This is a genomic window from Myxococcus stipitatus DSM 14675 (assembly GCF_000331735.1).
Classification (GTDB): domain Bacteria; phylum Myxococcota; class Myxococcia; order Myxococcales; family Myxococcaceae; genus Myxococcus; species Myxococcus stipitatus.
Window position 1 is genome coordinate 7,530,837 of the sequence record NC_020126.1, and the last position, 17,770, is coordinate 7,548,606.

General features: G+C 69.2%; 14 protein-coding genes. 9 read left to right on the forward strand and 5 right to left on the reverse strand.

Translation table 11 applies throughout. From position 1 onward, the window contains the following. Window position 1 precedes the first annotated feature (1 nt). Together MYSTI_RS28980 and MYSTI_RS28985 are read right to left on the reverse strand one after the other, a co-directional pair. Window positions 2-1,144, reverse strand: coding sequence for a M4 family metallopeptidase (locus tag MYSTI_RS28980; protein WP_015351371.1), 1,143 nt, complete (start codon window positions 1,142-1,144; stop codon window positions 2-4). A 104-nt stretch (window positions 1,145-1,248) separates the two neighbouring features. Then, a complete protein-coding gene (locus MYSTI_RS28985; RefSeq protein WP_015351372.1) occupies window positions 1,249-2,124 on the reverse strand; it encodes a LysR family transcriptional regulator in 876 nt (291 codons plus the stop codon). 126 nt (window positions 2,125-2,250) lie between these two features. Between MYSTI_RS28985 and MYSTI_RS28990 the strand changes: the two genes are divergently transcribed. The 3 genes from MYSTI_RS28990 to MYSTI_RS29000 all read left to right on the forward strand — a co-directional run bounded on the left by MYSTI_RS28990 (window position 2,251) and on the right by MYSTI_RS29000 (window position 5,280). Continuing rightward, window positions 2,251-2,940 carry an ankyrin repeat domain-containing protein gene (locus tag MYSTI_RS28990; RefSeq protein WP_015351373.1) on the forward strand — a complete coding sequence of 230 codons (690 nt, stop codon included), beginning with the start codon at window positions 2,251-2,253 and terminating at the stop codon, window positions 2,938-2,940. Next, window positions 2,937-3,398 (forward strand): nucleoside deaminase, encoded by a 462-nt coding sequence (locus tag MYSTI_RS28995; RefSeq protein ID WP_233277993.1) that lies wholly within the window; start codon window positions 2,937-2,939, stop codon window positions 3,396-3,398. Before MYSTI_RS28990 ends, MYSTI_RS28995 begins: the two co-directional genes overlap by 4 nt. Before the next feature lie 94 nt (window positions 3,399-3,492). After that, the gene (locus tag MYSTI_RS29000) at window positions 3,493-5,280 is read left to right on the forward strand and encodes an NBR1-Ig-like domain-containing protein (RefSeq protein ID WP_015351375.1); all 1,788 of its coding nucleotides are present in this window, start codon (window positions 3,493-3,495) and stop codon (window positions 5,278-5,280) included. On the opposite strand, the gene MYSTI_RS29005 is transcribed toward MYSTI_RS29000, so the two are convergent. Both MYSTI_RS29005 and MYSTI_RS29010 read right to left on the reverse strand, forming a co-directional pair. Continuing rightward, the gene (locus MYSTI_RS29005) at window positions 5,231-5,857 is read right to left on the reverse strand and encodes a YdeI/OmpD-associated family protein (protein WP_015351376.1); all 627 of its coding nucleotides are present in this window, start codon (window positions 5,855-5,857) and stop codon (window positions 5,231-5,233) included. The two genes, MYSTI_RS29000 and MYSTI_RS29005, sit on opposite strands and share 50 nt — an antisense overlap. Continuing rightward, window positions 5,844-6,272 carry a VOC family protein gene (locus tag MYSTI_RS29010; RefSeq protein ID WP_015351377.1) on the reverse strand — a complete coding sequence of 143 codons (429 nt, stop codon included), beginning with the start codon at window positions 6,270-6,272 and terminating at the stop codon, window positions 5,844-5,846. The genes MYSTI_RS29005 and MYSTI_RS29010 overlap by 14 nt, the downstream gene beginning before the upstream one ends. A gap of 80 nt (window positions 6,273-6,352) precedes the next feature. On the opposite strand from MYSTI_RS29010, the gene MYSTI_RS29015 reads away from it, so the two are divergent. Then, complete coding sequence (locus MYSTI_RS29015; RefSeq protein ID WP_015351378.1) at window positions 6,353-7,072, forward strand: helix-turn-helix transcriptional regulator; 720 nt, start codon at window positions 6,353-6,355, stop codon at window positions 7,070-7,072. Between the two features lie 53 nt (window positions 7,073-7,125). Here the strand turns inward: MYSTI_RS29015 and MYSTI_RS43950 are convergent, their stop codons facing one another. Beyond that, complete coding sequence (locus tag MYSTI_RS43950; protein WP_015351379.1) at window positions 7,126-7,860, reverse strand: hypothetical protein; 735 nt, start codon at window positions 7,858-7,860, stop codon at window positions 7,126-7,128. A gap of 167 nt (window positions 7,861-8,027) precedes the next feature. Between MYSTI_RS43950 and MYSTI_RS29025 the strand changes: the two genes are divergently transcribed. From MYSTI_RS29025 to MYSTI_RS29045, 5 genes are all read left to right on the forward strand, one after another. After that, window positions 8,028-9,008 (forward strand): hypothetical protein, encoded by a 981-nt coding sequence (locus tag MYSTI_RS29025; RefSeq protein ID WP_144370177.1) that lies wholly within the window; start codon window positions 8,028-8,030, stop codon window positions 9,006-9,008. A gap of 32 nt (window positions 9,009-9,040) precedes the next feature. After that, window positions 9,041-11,845 carry a TonB-dependent receptor gene (locus MYSTI_RS29030; RefSeq protein ID WP_015351381.1) on the forward strand — a complete coding sequence of 935 codons (2,805 nt, stop codon included), beginning with the start codon at window positions 9,041-9,043 and terminating at the stop codon, window positions 11,843-11,845. Between the two features lie 94 nt (window positions 11,846-11,939). Then, window positions 11,940-13,790: a bifunctional metallophosphatase/5'-nucleotidase gene (locus MYSTI_RS29035; protein WP_015351382.1), complete on the forward strand. Its 1,851-nt coding sequence runs from the start codon at window positions 11,940-11,942 to the stop codon at window positions 13,788-13,790. An 83-nt stretch (window positions 13,791-13,873) separates the two neighbouring features. After that, window positions 13,874-15,748 carry a WD40 repeat domain-containing protein gene (locus MYSTI_RS29040; RefSeq protein ID WP_015351383.1) on the forward strand — a complete coding sequence of 625 codons (1,875 nt, stop codon included), beginning with the start codon at window positions 13,874-13,876 and terminating at the stop codon, window positions 15,746-15,748. A gap of 88 nt (window positions 15,749-15,836) precedes the next feature. After that, complete coding sequence (locus MYSTI_RS29045) at window positions 15,837-17,765, forward strand: tetratricopeptide repeat protein (protein WP_015351384.1); 1,929 nt, start codon at window positions 15,837-15,839, stop codon at window positions 17,763-17,765. The last annotated feature ends 5 nt before the right edge of the window (window positions 17,766-17,770 follow it).

Here is a 17,770-nt window from a genome sequence, read left to right on the forward strand (position 1 = left end):
CTCACGCTCCGGGCTGCTGCATTCCATCCGTGCCCAGGCCCCACTGAGGCACCGACACCCGGTCTCGCGAGACGCGGATGCCCACCTCTTCCCAGGCCTGCTTCACCGCGCCCTCCTCCTCGCCCGTGCCGTACAGCCGCGTCGCGGCCATGACGGTGATGCGCGCGAAGTCGGAGAAGCTCGTGTCCGGGACGATGCGAGGGTCTCTCAGGCTCTCGTACCAGATGCGTCCCGCCCGCTCCCACGCGCGGCCGCCCAGGTTCATGGCCACCAGGTAGAAGGCCCGGTTCGGGATGCCGGAGTTGATGTGCACGCCGCCGTTGTCCTCCCACGTCGTCACGTAGTCGCGCATGTGGCCCGGCTGCGGGTCCTTGCCCAGCACGTCGTCGTCGAACGCGGTCCCCGGCTCCTTCATCGAGCGAAGGGCCTTGCCCTCGACGGCCTCCGCCAGCAGCCCCGCGCCGATGAGCCAGTCCGCCTGGTCCGCCGTCTGCCCGAGCAGCCGCTGCTTCACCAGCGAGCCGAAGACATCCGAGAGCGACTCGTTCAGCGCTCCCGCCTGGCGGAAGTACCACAGCGGGCCCTCGGACTCCGTCACGCCGTGGGACAGCTCGTGCGCGATGACATCCAGCGCGATGGTGAACCGGTTGAACAGCTCCCCGTCTCCATCGCCGAACACCATGCGGCGGCCATCCCAGAAGGCGTTGTCGTAGTCCTTCCCGTAGTGGACGTAGGCCTGCAATGACATCCCATCCCCGTCGATGGAGTCACGGCCCAGGACGTCCCAGAAGAAGTCATACGTCGCCCCCAGGCCGTCATACGCCTCGTCCGCGGCGAGGTCCCCGCACGCCCCCTGCCCCTCCGTGCGCACCAGCGTTCCCGGGAAGGCCTCCTCGCCCTTCAAGTCGTAGATGGCGCGCTGCCGCTGGGACTCCACCACCATCGCCGGCACGCGGCGGACGGCGGGGGCGGCGGCCACCCTTCCCCCCGCGAAGCGCAGCGCTCGGAAGGTGCTGTCCGTGGCGACGGTGCGCAGCGCCTTCACGCGCTGCTGCGGCGTTCCATTCTCGGCGATGGAGCGCAGCAGATAGGGCGGCAGGATGCAGTGAATGGAATGAACATGTCGCGCGATGCGCGTCTTCATGAGTCCCCCCTCGTGAGCTGTCCAGCCCTCAAGGTAGGGACCGCTCCCGCTCCGCTGTCACCCCCGCCGCCGCTCCCACGGGCAGCGGGCGTGCCTCCAGCGCACTACCTCGCGCGAGCCTGCGACGCCGCGCGCCGGGAACACGCCTCCACCAGCCGGTCCCGCAGCGCGCGGCCCGTGCTGTCGAGCTCCGAGCGCGCATGGAGGACGAGCTCGAGCCCTCCCACGGGCGCAAAGCCCTCCGCCTCGGTCAGCACGCGGTGCCCCGACTGAACGCTGCCCGCGGGCAGCAGGCTGACGCCCAGCCCCGCGCGCACCGCCGCGCCGAGACTCGCGAGGCTCGAGCTGGAGTAGCTCACCCGCCAGCGGCGTCCCTGGGCCTCCACCGCCCGAATCATCTCCTGCCGGTACAAGGCCCCCACCGGGAACACGACGAGCGGCAGCGCTTCCGAGCCCGGCTTGCGCGTCACCGGGTTCGCCGCGCTGTCGAGCCAACACAGCGGCTCCGGCCACCGCGCATGACAATCGCTGTCCGCTCCCCACTGCTTGACCAGCAACAGGTCCAGCTCGCCCGCGCGGTACAAGCGCAGCAGGTGATGGCTCAGCCCACTCTCCACCTCCAGCCGCAGACGAGGCCGCTCGGAGGAGAAGCGCGAGAGCAATGGCATCAGGGCCTCACCGCCCAGGTCCTCCGGCACGCCCAGCCTCAGCGCGCTGTCGCCGTGCACCGGGCTCAGCGCCTCGCGCGCTTCATCGGCCAGGCGCAGCAGCCGCTGGGCATACCCCAGCAGCCGCTCCCCCTCCTCCGTCGGCACGACATGGCGCGGGCCCCGGTCGAGCAGGCGACACCCCAGGCTCTGCTCCAGCCGGAGGACCTGCTGACTCACGGTGGACTGGGTCAGGTGCAGGCGCTCGCCCGCTCGCGTGAAGTTCCCCGTGTCCACGACGGTGACGAAGCTGCGCAGCAAGAGAAGGTCCATTCCTGACTCCTGGCCGCCTTCGAGAGGCGCCTGTTCATTATTCAGGATGCCACTGGTTGGCAGTGAGCCATTTCGTTTCCCAATGCCACCCCCGGGGATTACAGGGAGACGCCAGGAGGAGCAGACATGTCACTGACGAACCTGTGGGCGGCCTTCGCCGCGATGGTCGTGATGGGCTGCGGTGCCGCGGCCGTCGCGAGCAACCCCGACTCCAAGGACCCCAAGAGCGCCGAGCAGCTCTTGCAGGCCGCGTCCAAAGGTGACGCCGCGAAGGTGTCCGAGCTGCTGAAGCAAGGCGTGCCAGTGGACGTGCGCGACGCGTCGGACAGCACGCCGCTGCTGCTGGCCACCGCGGGAGGCCACGTGGAGGTGGCCCGCGTCCTCATCCAGGCCGGCGCCAACGTGAATCTCCAGAATCGCCAGCTCGACAGCGCCTACCTGCTGGCGGGCGCGCGGGGCGAGCTGGACATCCTGCGCCTGACGCTCGAGGCGGGCGCCAACCTGAAGAGCACCAACCGCTATGGTGGCACGGCGCTGATTCCCGCGTGTGAGCGAGGCCACGTGGAGGTGGTGAGGACGCTGCTCCAGGCGGGCGTCGACCCCAACCACATCAACAACCTGGGCTGGACGGGCCTGCTCGAGGCCATCCTGTTGAGCGACGGAGGCCCGCGTCACCAGGCCATCGTGCGGCTGCTGCTCGACGGGGGCGCGGACGTCAACCTGGCGGACCGGGGTGGGGTCACGCCGCTCCAGCATGCCCGCGAGCGCAACCAGACGGCCATCGCCGAGATGCTGGTCGCCGCCGGAGGCCGATGATGGAGCCCACCCCTTCGGCCGAAGCCCACATGCGCGAGGCCCTGGCGCTGGCCCGCGCCAACATCCCGACGGGAGGACGTCCCTTCGGGGCCGTGCTGGTGCGGGAGGGACAGGTGATTGCCCGCGCGGTCAACGAAATCAACCAGACCCAGGACCCCACCGCGCACGCGGAGCTGCTCGCCATCCGCCGGGCAAGTCAGCACCTGGGCAGCGCGCGGCTCGACGGCTGCATCATCTACGCGAGCGGGCATCCCTGCCCCATGTGTCTGGCCGCCATGCACCTGTGCGGCATCCAGGCCGTCTATTACGCCTACTCGAACGAGGACGGCGAACCCCATGGCCTCTCCACCGCCAGGGTCTATGGGCAGATGGCCCTGCCGCCTCAATCACAGTCGATCCCGGTGCGGGCCCTGCGGCCCTCGGGGGAGCAGGGCCTGTATGACGCGTGGCGGAAATGACAGACAGAGGACAGTCGCCCCTGGCTGAGCAGGACAGGAGCCGCGGCCTCCCAGCGCGCTGATTTACTGGCGGGCCCTCCACGGACTCCTGGCCATGCCTGCCCCATCCCCATTCTCGACCTGCCTGCTGTGGGCGGGACTTCTCCTGCTGAAGGGAAGCCCCGCCGCCGCGGAGGCCCTCCACTCCGAGCGCGGGGGCCTTCATTCCACGCCCCTGGCACATCGCCCTTCCCGCACCGCGGCGATGCTGGACCCGCTGCGCTCGCTCGCCATCACCGACCACGCCATCGTCTCCACCATCACGGCGCGGAGCGTGTTCGAGCAGCTCGTCAGCCAGGCGGGCCCGTCGGGCTTCACGGCGGAGCAGCTCTTCCGCCAGCTCTGGGACACCCAGAACCCCGCGCCCGGCGCCGCCGACCTGCCCGGCGGTCCGCACTGCTCCGACAACGGCAACACCCTCAACGGCGCGCCGTATGTCTGTCGGAGCATCGAGGGAATCGACGCCACCGACCGGACGCCCGCGTCCATCGACAGCTACGTCCTCGTGGGCCTCTTCAATCGCTTCGACCTGGCCCCCGCGGATGGGGCCGACTGCGGCGAGTACCGGATGTCCTTCGCCCGGTTCGTTCCGGCCCCGCAGGCCCGCTCGCGAAACCGCTTCATCTTCGAGGGCGTCCTCCCCAACCCCACACCCGAGCTGGGGCTGGAGGGGTGTCGTCCCGTCGCCCGGGCGTGGGCGGACCTCTCCACCGTCGATGACCCGCTCCAGCGCGGCCGCCTCGTGAAGGCCCTCTTCTTCGAGGGCGTGGGCTCGGACCGCAACCCCGTCATCCACCCGCACCACTATGGCGACAACCCCACGGGCGCGGGCCAGCTTCGCACCAATCAGTTCATGCAACTGGGTGTCAACGAGCCCTCCCCCTGGTTGCTGCGCGAGTTCAAGCTCGAGCACCGGTGCGATGCGACGAGATGCACGTTGCGCTTCATCCCCGTCACCACGAAGTCCACGCCCCGGGGGAACTTCTTCAACGCCTTGAACACCACGCCCCTCGCGGTGGGCTTCCGCGAGCACTTCATCACCCAGGTCGCGAGCCTCGCCGTCGAGGACTTCCACCGCTTCAACTACGTCGTCCCCGACATCTACAACGCCGCCCAGAGCAGCCCGCAGCTCATGCGCGACGGCGTGGACGACTTCATCGCGCAGTTCAACAAGGCCCCCACCCCCAACCCGTTCTTCGACGCGCTCCAGGCGGAGCTCCAGCGAATCGGCAGCCCCCTGTCACCCCACCACATCGTGGCGCGCGCGGAGTCGCTGTCGTGTGGTGGCTGCCATGAGCACACCAAGGGGCGCGACCTGGGAGGCGGCGTGGGCACCTTCCCCATCGGGTCCCCTCGCTTCGTGCAGAGCAACGACCTGCTGTTCCCGCCGCCGCAACCCGGGGACCCCAGGCTCTACGGCGCCTCCACCACCCACACCTCCACGCTCCTTCCGTTCCGCCAGCAGATTCTCGGCGCCTTCCTGGACACGCCTCCCCTGGACGCGGGCTTCGTGCGCCCCGGCACGGAGGTGGCCTCCGTCCAGGCGGGCCAGGTCTTCCAGGGCACGGTGACGGTGACCAACACCGGCACCACGAAGTGGAGCGCCGCGAATGACACCCGGGGCATCTCCCTGGATGGCACCGCGCACCTGGAGCTGGACGCCGGTGACGCCCTCCTGCTCGGACAGTCGAAGACGTTCTCCTTCACGCACACCGCGCCCACCGTCCCCGGCCTCGCCACCTACCGCTGGCGCATGCAGCGCGCGGGGACCGCGTTCGGCCCCGAGCTGTCCTTCACCCTCCACGTGCTGCCCGCTTCGGGCGCGGCGCCTCGGAAGCGGTAGCGGACTCGAGCGACTCGACGACGCGGCGCACGTGGCTCGCGCGCCCCGCCTCCGTGCGCGCCGTCACGACCTCGAGGATGAGCGAGTAGCGCCGCGTCTTGCCCAGGGACTCGAAGGCACGCGCCGCCTGGGGATTCGCGGCCAGCACGGCGGACAGGTCGTCGGGGACGGTGGCGTTCCGCTGCGACTCGTAGGCGGCGGACCAGCGCCCGTCCGCCTTCGCGGCCTCGACCTCGGCCAGGCCCGCCGGCCGCATCCGTCCCTGGGCGAGCAGCACCTCCACCTTGCGCACATTCACGCAAGACCACCGGCTGCGCGGCCTGCGAGGCACGTACTTCTGGAGGTAGTAGCGCTCGTCGAGCGACTTCCGCTGGCCGGAAATCCAGCCGAAGCACAGCCCCACATCCACCGCCTCGTCATCCGTCAGCGAGGCAATCCCCGTCCCCTTCTTCGCGAGCTTCAACCAGACCCCGGCCCGAGCGCCGCCGTGCTCGTCGAGCCACGCCTCGAACTCCGCCGCGCCTCGGAACGTCCGCGTCGGCGCCTCCTCGACCGCCCGCCGCTCAGCGCGCGCCATCGCGAGCCCCCAGCATGTCCAGGTAGTGCCGGTTGAACATCAGGCCCAGCACGTTGCCGAAGGGGTCGATGACCGAGGCCGTGACGAAGCCCGGGCCGCGCTCCCGGACGCCGTCGAGGAGCTGCGCGCCCCGCTCCAGCATCCGCGCGAGCGCCGAGGGGACATCGTCCACGTGCCAGTAGACGACCGCGCCTCCCTTGCCCAGCTCGAGCCCCTTCGGGGCGAAGCGCCGGTCGATGATGCCCAGCTCGTGCTGATGGTCACCGATGCGGAACTCGACGTAGCCCGGCCCCCGGCCCGCGTCCTCACTGCGGAAGTAGGGCTCGGTCCCCAGCAGCTCCGTGTACCAGCGGGTCGCCTCCGGCAGGTTCTCCGCCCACAGCGTCAAGGTGCTCATTCCGCGCAAGAAGCTCATGGTCCACTCCGTCGTGTCGTGGTCGCGTTCGTTCGCGACCCCATGAACCTCTCCTGAAAAGGTGACAGAATGAGTCACCTTTGAAGCGTGAACCCGTCATCGACCGGCTGGACCGCGTCCTGGGCCTGCTCGCCTCCCGTCCTTCCTGGACCGCCGCCGAGCTGGCGGAGGAGCTGGGCGTCTGCGTGCGCACCGTCCGCAGGGACCTGGCGCGGCTCGAGGCACGCGGAGTCCCCATCGAGTCGGACGCGGGGCGAGGAGGCGGGGTGCGCGTGCCGCCTCGGACGGGGCTGGGGCGCGTGCAGCTCGATGCCCACGAGGTGCTCGACCTGCTCCTCGCCCTGGCGCTCGCGGAGCAGCTGCGCTCTCCGCTGCTGCTGTCGACCCTCAAGGGCCTGCGGCAGAAGCTCGCCGCGTCATTCCCGCCCGAGGACCGCGCCCGGGTGAGCGGACTGCGTCGGAGGATTCTCGTCGGCCCCAGCTCCCGGAACATCGCCGCGACCTGGAAGCCGCCGACGACCTCCGTGCTCCGCCCCATCCAGGAGGCGTTCTTCGAGCAGCACGCCCTGGAGCTGACCTACCGCACGAACGACGTGAGCACGGTGCGCGTCGTGGAGCCGCACTACCTGCTGCTCAGCTGGCCCGCCTGGTTCCTGCTCGTCTGGGACCACCTGCGCGGCGCGGTCCGCATGCTGCGCGTCGACCGCATCGAGGCGGCGCGGCTCACCGCCTCGACGTTCCGAATCAGGGACTCGAAGCAGATGCTCGCCACGCTCGGCGACATCTTCTCCGCCGTCTAGGTCACGGACCCGTCACGAAGGCACGGCGGGACAGAACGCCGTGCCTCCACGCGCTACTGGATGGTGATGGGGATGTTGTAGAGGAAGCACACAGGGACCTTCTGCGGCTTGTACTCCCAGCCGTTCTTGAGCCCCTGGATGATGTCGTCATCCGCGCCCGGCACCGACTTCACCGGGGTCACCTCGTACACGCTGCCGTTGGTGGCGACGCATACCTTGTAGATGCCCTGGAGCGTCTGGCCGCGGTGGCCCTGCTTGAACACCTCGGACAGCTTCGGCGGCGTCTGCCGCACCACGTCACGCGCGATGACGAAGGGCGGCACGTTCTTGGGCTTCACCGGCTCGGAGACCGTCCCACCCACCACGCCACCGACGACGCCTCCCACCACTCCGCCCACGACGCCCCCGGCGACGCCACCCTCCACGCCCCCTTCCACGCCGCCCTCGACGGGGGCCTCCGGCTCGGGGGCCTCCGGCTCCGGCTCTGGCTCCAGGGGCTTCTGGTCGACCACCGGCTTGACCTCCACCGGCTGGCGAATCTCCGTCTTGGGCTTCTTCTCCACCGTCCGGGGCGTCGTCTTGCGCGCCGCGGGAGGGGGTGGAGGAGGAGGTGGCGGAGGTGGCGCGGCCTTCACGAGGCTCAGCACCACATCGATAGGCACCTCGGCCTCGACGACGATGGGTTTCAGAATCCACCCCAGCGCCGCCGCGACTCCGACGTGCACGGCGATGGAGAAGGCGGCGAAGCCTAGGATGCGAGAGGGAGGGTCTGTGTGCTGCGCGAACATGCCGAGGGCCCCATACCACAGGCGAGGAAGTAATGACCCCTGGGTGTAATTCTACTGCATAAGCAGAACGATTGGGGTGTCACATAGAAGACACCCCACACGATACCAGTGGACGGGACAGTCGTGGTACAGGGCCGCCACCTCGTCCCCTTCCCAGAGGTCTTTCCGTGCAGACAAAGATGAAGTGTGCGCTCGGGCTCGCCGCCGCCCTGAGTGTTGTTGGGTGTGGTGAGTCGACCGATGAGGTCGGCGACAAGTACCAGGGCGCAGTCGACGCCACCAACTTCGATACCAAGTTCCGCGCCACCAGCGGCACGTACCGGACCACCAATGCCATGGTGAAGGGCGCCAAGGTGCCCTTCTTCAACCTGGGCCAGGTGGCGACCGAGCGCAAGGATGACAAGGGCGCCATCACCACCGCGGGTGTCCCCGTGGATGAGGCCGGCCGGCCGTACCTGCCCGCCAGCCGGGTGAGCGCGACCTCCTACGACTTCGCCGACGGCTGTCGGACCGGCAAGCCGGAGTTCGACTTCCGCAACGACCTGTACCCCGAGAACGAGCAGTGGCCGCTGTTCACCGCGCTGCCGCTGACCGTCACCGGTAATACCACTCCGCCCGTGCTGCCCCTGGTGAAGGTGGCGGCGTGGACGGGCACCGGCGGCGAGCAGTGCAACGCCATCAAGGACGCCGCCTCGCTCACGAAGGGCGCCTTTGGCGGCGCGGCCGGCGAGGGCACCACGGTGGCCCTGCGCGCCATCATCGACCTCACGGCGCTGGTCAACAAGCTCAGCCCCGAGTCCACCTTCACCTCCAAGGGCGGCTGGTACCGCGGCCTGCAGCTCGCCTACCTGGAAGGTGGCGCGGTGCCGGTCGACGACAAGGGCAACCTGAAGGTGATGGACGGCGTGCTGGTGAGCCCGCCGACGGGCGCGCCCACGTCGGAGACGCCCGCGTACCTGTTCGCCGCCGCCCCGGGTGAGGAGGGCTGGTCGCCGGTCGTGCGCCTGCGCACCTTCACCGCGACCGCCGCGAAGCCCGCCTCCAGCTACACCGGCCTGTGCGTCGATGCCTGCGCGCCGACCGAGCTCGACCTCGCCACCGTCAATCGCTACGCCGGCGTGCTCTTCGTCGTCGGGAGCAACCAGTGAGCGCCTCCTCTTCCCCTGCTCTGAGCCCTTCCATGAAGACCTCCCTCCTCCGAGGCGGTGGCGCGCTCGCGCTGCTGCTCGTCGCGTTCTTCGCGACGCTTCCCCTGCCCGCGCTCGCCGCCGGTCAGAACTACGGCCGCATGGCCGGTTACGTCTATGACCCGACGGGCGCGCCGCTCGCCGAGGTGCCGCTGACGGTGAGCGGCCCGGCGCTGCAGCAGCCCCAGTCGCGCACCAGCGGCGAGGACGGCCGCTTCGAGTTCGACACCCTGCCCCCGGGCGAGAACTACGTCCTGGAGGTCAACGTCCCGGGCTTCGCCCCCATCAAGAAGACGGGCATCACCGTCCTCCTGGGCCAGGCCTCGCAGGTGGACGTGAAGCTGGAGGTGTTCACCGAGACGCAGGCGGTGGCCACCTACGAGATCGTCGAGAAGGTCAACCCCATCATCAACCCGGACTCCGCCCAGACGGGCGCGGTGATGACGGCGGAGAAGGCGGCCACCTCGCCTGTCTTCACGCAGGTGCAGGCCATGCCGCAGCTGGTCGCGGGCGTCGGCCAGGGCAACGCGCCCAGCCTCCGCGCCGGCCTGTCGCGCTACGGCAAGTTCTACATCGACGGCATGGACACGTCCGACGTCGTCGACGGCAGCATCAGCTCGCCGATGAGCTTCTACGCGGTGGAGAACTTCGAGGTCATCACGGGCGGCCTGGATGCCCAGTACAACTCGCTGGGCCTCATCGAGAACGTCGTCAGCAAGAGCGGCTCCAACAAGTTCACCTACGACGTGACGATGATCCTGTCGCCGGCGTGGGCGAACGCGAAGTACCGCGGCGCGGCCAACCAGAACCCCAACGTCGCCAACTACACGCAGAACGAGGTCCCGCTGTCCGAGACCGCCTTCTACAGCCCGCTGGTCGGCGTGGGCGGTCCCATCATCAAGGACAAGCTCTGGTTCTACTTCTCCGGTCAGTGGAACTTCTCCCACCGCGAGACGCCGCTGGGTGAGGAGAACCGCCCGTCCGACACCGAGACGCGCCTGGCCCGCCTGAAGCTCACCTGGCAGCCCACGCCGAAGGACCGCGTGTCCCTGGCGTTCAACTACGACAACAACAACATCACCAACCAGGTCTCCTCGACGTTCGCCTCCCCCGAGGCGGAGACGAAGATCGACCGCGGCGGCTTCTTCACCATCCTCAACTACGACCGCAGCTTCACGGACAACGTCCTGTTCCAGCTCCAGACGGGTATCACCTACAAGGACATCTGGAACGGTCCGATGGACGAGGACTCGCAGGACATCGCCCACATCTACAACAGCACCACGTACCGGAACGCCGGCGCGCTGCGCAACGAAGTGGGCAACCTGGTGACGGAAGAGCGCATGCGCTTCCAGTTCGACCCGACGCTGCTCTTCAAGGTGAAGAACCACCAGATGAAGGCGGGCGTGCAGATCAGCTACCTGAGCGGCGACAAGACGGCGCAGGTGATTGGCAACCGCCGCTTCAACGACCGCAACGGCGAGTGCAACCCGGATGACCCGTCGACGTTCCAGTACTGCAACGAGCGCATCGACTTCTACAACAGCGAGGGCGTGCAGGCGCCGCTGACCACGGAGGCCTCGGTGCTGACCACCGGCGCCTTCATCCAGGACCGCTGGAACGTCAACCGCTACCTGACGCTGGTGGCGGGTCTGCGCGCGGACGTGGGCCGGCTGTACGGTGACAACAACCAGTTCATCACCAACCTGGTGGGCATCGGCCCGCGCTTCTCGGCCACGTACGACATCTTCGGCAACCGCAGCACGCTGGTGAAGGCGCACTACGGCCGCTCCAACGAGGTCGGCGACGTCTTCATCGCGCAGCACGCCAACCCCGAGCTGCTCCAGGTCCGGTCCACCTTCGCGGGTGGCGCGTTCGCGGACTGTGCGCCCGACACCGTCGGCAACACGCAGTGCAGCGTCGCGGGTGGCGCCTCCGGCCGCACCTTCGACAAGAAGAACCACACCCCGCCCAGCGTGGATGAGCTGTCGCTCGGCCTGCACCACGCCATCAGCGAGGGCGCCGTCATCGGCACCGACCTGACCTACCGCAAGTACAACAACATGTGGGTGGACGAGGAGGTCAACCGCATCTGGGACCCGTCCGGTCAGCGCGTGATCGGCTACGTGGACAACGTGGCCCACACGGTGGTGAAGATCCACAACCCGGACGAGGCGTGGCGTGACTACAAGGGCATCGACCTGTGGGCGCAGGGCCGCACGGGCGCGTGGGACCTGCTGGCCAGCTACACCCTGGGCTTCAGCAACGGCACGGTGGGCGACTACTTCGACGGCTACGGCGCCAACCCGCGCTTCAAGAAGTTCTTCGAGGGTCCGTCCCCCGAGGACATCCGCCACACCATCAAGGGCGCCGTCGGCTACACCACGACGTTCGGCCTCGATTTCGGCGTGCGCTTCAACTACCGCACGGGCGCGCCCATGTGGATGTTCCAGGAAGGCTCCGTCGACCGGCAGCGCGTCGTCCGCTCGCCGCGCGGCACGGGCCACGCCTACAACACCGCCAACGGCATCCCGGACTTCAATGACCCGGCCGCCATCTCCGAGCTGCGCCAGCCGAGCCAGTTCCTGTTCGACGTCCAGGCCCGCTACGACCTGAACCGCATCGTGAAGACGCAGGAGACGAAGATGGAGCTCACGCTCATCCTCTTCAACGTCCTGAACAACAGCGACGTCACGTTCGTCCAGGAGCAGTGGCGCTCGAACAACAACCGCTTCGGCACGGCGACCAGCCGCCGCAGCCCGATGCAGGCCGAGCTGCTGCTGCGCGTGCGCAACTAGCCACATCGTCTCACGTGGGCCCTCGCTTCCGGTGCGGTGACGCCTGGAAGCGAGGGCCCTTGAATCTGGCGGGGAGCCCGTTCTAGACGGGCGTGTGACTTCCTCCACGCGTCCCTTCCGTTTCGGGCTGCTGTCCGCCCTCCTCGCCGCTTGTGCCTCCACGCCCCCCGCGCCGGAGGCCGCTCCCCAGGTGCCACCGCCCGCGCGCTCGAGCGCCGCGGAAGTCGCGCCGGAGCCCCTCCGCATCACCGTGGTGGGAACCAACGACCTGCACGGCTGGGTCATGCCCTCCCGCGCCACGCTGCCCAACGGCGCGGCGGTGGAGCAAGGCGGACTGGCCGCGTTCGCGGGCTACCTGCGCATCCTCCGGGCGGAGAACCCGGACGGCGTGCTGCTGCTGGATGGAGGCGACCTCTTCCAGGGCACGCTCGCCTCCAACCTCACCGAGGGGGCGGTGGTCATCGACGCGATGAACACGCTGGGCTACTCGGCCTCCGCGCTGGGCAACCACGAGTTCGACTTCGGGCCCGCGGGGCCGCTCTCGGTGGGGATTGACGGGGAGGACCCGTTCGGTGCGCTCAAGGCGCGCATCGCACAGGCGAAGTTCCCCATCATGGGCGTCAACGTCACGGACAGCCAGACGGGCGGGGTGCCGACGTGGCTGGGCAATGACGGCACGCTGCTGGTGGAGCGGCGCGGGGTGCGCATCGGCATCATGGGGCTGGCGACGCCGCACACGCCGCAGGTGACCAACCCGGTGAACGTGGCGAGCCTGCGCTTCGCCCCGCTGGCTCCGGTGGCGCTCGCCACGGCCCAGGCGCTGCGCGCGCGCGGGGCCGAGGTGGTGGTCGCGGTGGCGCACGCGGGCGCGGTGTGCAAGCGGCACGACAACCCTCGGGATGCCTCCTCGTGCGACCGGGGGGACAGCGAGATCGTCGAGCTGCTGGAGGAGCTGCCGGAGGGGACGCTGGACGCGGTGGTGGCCGGGCACACGCACCAGCCCGTGGGCCACTTCATCCGGGGCACGCCGGTCATCGAGACGTCGGGCAAGGGCCGCGCCTTCGGACTCGTGGACCTCTACGTGGACCCGGTGACGCGCAAGGTGCTGCCCGAGAAGAGCAAGCTGGAGGGCTCCATCCCGGTGTGCGTGCGCGTGGACTCGACGGTGGGCACGTGTGACGAGCGGAAGCTGAAGGACACGAAGCAGGTGGAGCTGGCGCCCGCGACGTTCCGGGGACAGCCGGTGGTGGTGGACGCGGCGATGGAGGCGCAGCTCTCCCAGGCGCTGGCGCAGGTGGAGGAGGTGCAGCGTCGGCCGTTGGGGGTGAGGGTTCCGGAGACGCTCACGCGCAACTACGAGGCGGAGAGCCCGCTGGGGAGCGTGCTGTCGGACGCGCTGCGGGCCGTGTCGAAGTCGGACATCGCGCTGCTCAACAGCGGCGGCCTGCGCGCGGAGCTGCCCGCGGGGGAGCTCACCTACGGCGCGCTGTTCGAGGTGCTGCCCTTCGACAACACCATCGCGGTGCTGACGGTGTCGACGGAGGAGCTGAAGCGGCTGCTGGAGGCGGCGTATGCGCGCAAGGGCATCTACCAGGTGTCGGGGCTGAAGGTGCGCGTCGAGACGTGCAACGGCGTGTCGAAGCTGGCCTCCGTCACCCTGGCGAACGGCAAGCCGCTGCCCGCCAACAAGCGCTTCCGGGTGGCGATGCCGGACTTCCTGGCGCGGGGCGGTGGTGGACTGGACGACGTGCTCAAGACGCTGGCGCCGGAGAGCATCGACCTGGGTGAGCGTCAGGCGCTCACGCTGCGCGATGGGCTCATCGAGCACTGGAAGGCGCGGGGCAAGGCGCTGGTGGCGCCCACGCCCGGCCGGCTCGTGCGCATCACCGGGGCCAGCTGCCCCAAGGCTCCGGCCAGCGAGGCGGGCAAGGCGTCGTCGAAGTAGCCCGCGCGCCCCTGGGAGTCACTGGCTTCGGGAGCGAGGGTGGTGGAGTCTCCACCACCCAGCCTTCGGCCAGGAGCATTTCGTTGAGACGCATTGGCATCATCACGGTCCTCGCCCTGACGGCGCTCGGAGCGTGTTCGAAAGACAGCCCGCCCGAGGAGCCTCCCGTATCGAGCGCCGCCCCGTTCCGCCCCTGTGGTGCCATCGGCGCTGGAGCCCTGGCGGCATCCGCGGTGTCTCCTGATGGAACCGTGCTGGCCGCGGCCACCCTTTCCGGCCAGCTCGTTCTCTATCGATACTCGGATGGAACGCGGCTGAACACGCTGTGGGACTTGCCGGGCCAGCAAGTGGGCGTGTTCTTCTCCAAGGATGGCCGCCTGCTGGTTGCGGCCAACCGGATGGAGACACGCGTGTGGAGCTTCCCGGACCTGACGCCGGTCCGCACCTTCAAGCATCCACACACGGGCCAGACGACGGCGCTGGCCATCTCCCCCGACGGGGCAGTGCTCGCCACCGGTGGGGTTGACTCAGAGAACAGCCAGATCGCCCTCGTCCGCATCTGGAGCATGACGGACGGAAGCCTCCAGGGGACCTGGCGGCGGTTGTACGAAGCGCGCGTCGAGTCACTGGCCTTCGCCCCGGATGGAAACACACTGGCCGTCGCCCTGGGCCACTTCGTGGCGCTCATCCACGTTCCAGATGCCTCCGAGCAGCGGATTCTCTCGCTCGGCGGCCAACAGGCATCCTGGTCCGCGGATGGAAGACTCCTGGCCGCGGGAGGTGTGGTGATGAATGTGGACACCTCGAAGGTGGTCAAACCCATGGAGACCTCGCTGAGGCTGGAGACGACCACCTTCTCTTCAGATGGAAGCCTCTACGCGGAAGGCGCGGAGGCGGGTGTGACGGTCTACCGCACCGCGGACTGGACGAAGCTGCACGTGTTCCCCGTGCGAGAAGGCCGTCCGAGCCGCCTTGCTTTCAGCCAGGACAACACCGAGCTTCGCGTCGACATGGGGGCGAGCCGCTTCAGCTGCAATGGCGCGTCGCCACAGTGCCCGAACGGAGGGAACGAGATTCTCATCCACTCCCTCCAGACCCCGGCCACGACACGCACCTTCTCACTGGGGCCGAGCATGACGGGGGAGGTGACGTTCTCCCCCGACGGCTCACTCCTCGCGACCACCGCGGACAATGTCCTGAGCATCTGGAAGACCTCGGACCTGAGCGCCGTCGTGGCACCCCCCGTCCGGAATCCCTGGAACATCCAGTTCAGCCCGGACCAGGGCCGGATTCTTGTGGACTCGACCATCCATGACCTTGCCACCGGGCAGGAGCTCCAGCGACTCAATGGCGGCGTCCTCTCGCCAGACTTCAGGATGTCCGCGCGAATCGAGCTCGGGGAGAACAAGGTCCTCTTGCACGACGTCGCGACGGGCAAGCTCCTCAAGGAGTTCGCCACCACCCAGTGGACCTTCGTTTCCGGGTTCTCCCCAGACGGACGCTTCCTCACCGTCACCGGGCTCTCCGGAGGCGTTGACCTTCGCGTCCTGGATGTGGCGCGAGGCAAGGTCCGGCACTCCTTCGATCTGGAACTCAAGGAGGGCGGCCCGTTCGTCCGGTTCTCTCCGAATGGACGATGGCTCGCCAGCACGGGGCAGTCTGACTTCCCGTCGGTCATGGTCCTCGGCCTCGAGGACGAACGTCGTACAGCCCTCGAGAACGGCTTCACCGCGGCCTTCTCACCTGACAGCACCGTGCTGGCCGCAGGCAACGCCAAGGCCGAAGTGCTGTTGTGGAGGACCTCCGACTTCCTGGTCCGTGAGCGATTGAGCGGGCATGGGACCTCGGCTCACGATGAACAGTACCCCCAAGCCGTCATCAGCGTGGCTTTCGCGCGCACCGGACAGCTCGCGACGCTGGGGGCGGACCGGACCGTCCGCCTCTGGTGTTCTCAGTAGCGGCAGGAAAGGCGTTCGCTCGTCCGGCCGCCCTCGGGTCGAAGAGCCCGACGTCTCGATGAGGGGCGGGTAGACTCCATGGCTCCCCATGGGTTCCTCGCCGCCCCCTGACTCCGAAGACGCGCGTGCCCGGCTGATGCGCCGGGCCCTCTGGCTGCCGCTGCTCCTCGTGGCGCTCGCCTATGCGAACACGGTGCGCGGCACGTTCGTCTGGGACGACCACTCGCTGATCGAGGAGCAATCCTTGGTGCGCGAGCTGGCGCCGCTGCCGGACTACTTCACGCGCATGTTCTGGAGCGACTCGCTGAGCGTCTCGCGCGGCTACTACCGGCCGCTCGTGACGCTGGGGTACGCGGTGGAATACGCCCTGTGGGGTGGCGCCGCCGCGGGCTTCCACCTGACGAACCTGCTGTTCCACCTCGTCGTCGTGGCGTGGGTGTTCCTCCTGTGCCGACGCGGGGGCGCCTCCCCCTGGGGCGCGGCCGTCGGCGCGGCGGCCTTCGGACTCTTTCCCCGGCTGACCGAGTCCGTGGCGTGGATCTCCGGGCGCACCGACATCCTGGCCGCGCTCTTCATGCTCGCCGCGCTGCTCGTCCATCCGTCGAACCAGGCCTCTCGGCGCTGGCTGTCGGCGGGACTGTTGCTGCTGGGACTCTTCTGCAAGGAGGTGGCGGTGGCCGGAGTCCTCGCGCTCGCGGTCCTGGAGCTGCGCGCCGTGCGGGCTCGGGAACGAACCTGGGGACAGGCCCTGCGCAACCTCGTGCCCGTGGCGGTCGCGCTCGCCGTCTATGGCGCGCTCCGGCTGAACGCCCTGCGCTCGGACGTCCGCGAGCTCGATGGCGGCACGAGCACGGGCTTGTCCCTGGGCGAGCGCATGCTCACCGCGCTCGCGGCGGTGGGCCGCTACGCGATGATGCTCGTGGATGCGCTCAGACCTCGGCTCCAGCAGGGGGTCGTGGGAGAAGCCCCCCTCGCGTGGGTCCTGCTCGGCGCGGGGGTCCTCGTCGCGGGAGTCATCCTGGCGCGGCGCTGGGGAGGCAGGCTGTCAGCCTGGTCCCAAGCCGCGCTGGCGGCGGGCGCGCTCGCGCTGGCGCTGGTCCTTCACCTGATTCCCTTGGGCATCCATACGCTGGCGTCGGACCGCTTCCTCTACGTCCCCGTGGCGATGCTGGCCATCGCACTCGCCGCCCCCATCGAGAACGCCGCGCGGGCCCGCCCCAAGCTCGCCTTGGCCGTGGCAGGTGGAGTCCTGCTCTCCTTCGCGGCAGCCACGCACCTGCGCAACCGCGACTGGATGGACGAGATGCGGCTGTGGCGCGTGGCCGAGCGTGTCTCCGGTCCGGAGGACGCGTTCGTCCAGCAGCAGCTCGGTGGGCTCTACATGAACGTGCACCGGTACGACGAGGCACTCGTCCACCTCCAGAACTCGGTGCGCACCCAGAGTCGGCTGACGGGCGCCAAGGGCTACAACAACCTGGCGCTGTGCCTCACGAAGCTCGGCCGGCACGAAGAAGCCCTCGCCTTGTTCGAGGACATGGTGAAGCAGCAGCCCGGCTACCACCGCGGCCACCTCAACCTCGCCATGACGCTGGCGAGAGCAGGCCGCTTCGACGCCGCCCTCCTCCGGCTCCAGACGCTCCAGGCCCTGACCCCGGGCGACACCGTCATCCCCGAGCTCCGCACGCTGTTCGAGCGCTCACGAGACACCGTGGCCAAGCTGCCAGCGAAGCGCCCTGGTGACCCGGAGCCCGCGGCGGTCGCGGAGGCTCGGGCCAGGATGTATCAGGAGCTCGGCGCACCTCACGAAGCAGCCACGAGCTGGGACGCCGTGCTGAAGGCGCCCGACTCGACGCCCGAGCAGCGGCTGCACGCCGTGGGCTTCCTCGTGTTCGAGGGGAACCTGGGCCGCGCTAGGGATGCGCTGGAAGGACTGCGGCGCACGCAGCCCGGGGACGAGCGCCTGCTCCTGCTGGAGGAAGCGCTCGTCTCGCGCGCGTCACTCGGCGAGGCTCCGTAGCCCCC

Bases quoted from the DNA above. Each gene is read 5' to 3' on its own strand.
- MYSTI_RS28995 (WP_233277993.1), top strand. From the start codon at position 2,937: ATGATGGAGCCCACCCCTTCGGCCGAAGCCCACATGCGCGAGGCCCTG.
- MYSTI_RS29045 (WP_015351384.1), top strand. From the start codon at position 15,837: ATGGGTTCCTCGCCGCCCCCTGACTCCGAAGACGCGCGTGCCCGGCTG.
- MYSTI_RS28980 (WP_015351371.1), bottom strand. From the start codon at position 1,144: ATGAAGACGCGCATCGCGCGACATGTTCATTCCATTCACTGCATCCTG.
- MYSTI_RS29030 (WP_015351381.1), top strand. From the start codon at position 9,041: ATGAAGACCTCCCTCCTCCGAGGCGGTGGCGCGCTCGCGCTGCTGCTC.
- MYSTI_RS43950 (WP_015351379.1), bottom strand. From the start codon at position 7,860: ATGTTCGCGCAGCACACAGACCCTCCCTCTCGCATCCTAGGCTTCGCC.
- MYSTI_RS28990 (WP_015351373.1), top strand. From the start codon at position 2,251: ATGTCACTGACGAACCTGTGGGCGGCCTTCGCCGCGATGGTCGTGATG.
- MYSTI_RS28985 (WP_015351372.1), bottom strand. From the start codon at position 2,124: ATGGACCTTCTCTTGCTGCGCAGCTTCGTCACCGTCGTGGACACGGGG.
- MYSTI_RS29005 (WP_015351376.1), bottom strand. From the start codon at position 5,857: ATGGCGCGCGCTGAGCGGCGGGCGGTCGAGGAGGCGCCGACGCGGACG.
- MYSTI_RS29010 (WP_015351377.1), bottom strand. From the start codon at position 6,272: ATGAGCTTCTTGCGCGGAATGAGCACCTTGACGCTGTGGGCGGAGAAC.
- MYSTI_RS29000 (WP_015351375.1), top strand. From the start codon at position 3,493: ATGCCTGCCCCATCCCCATTCTCGACCTGCCTGCTGTGGGCGGGACTT.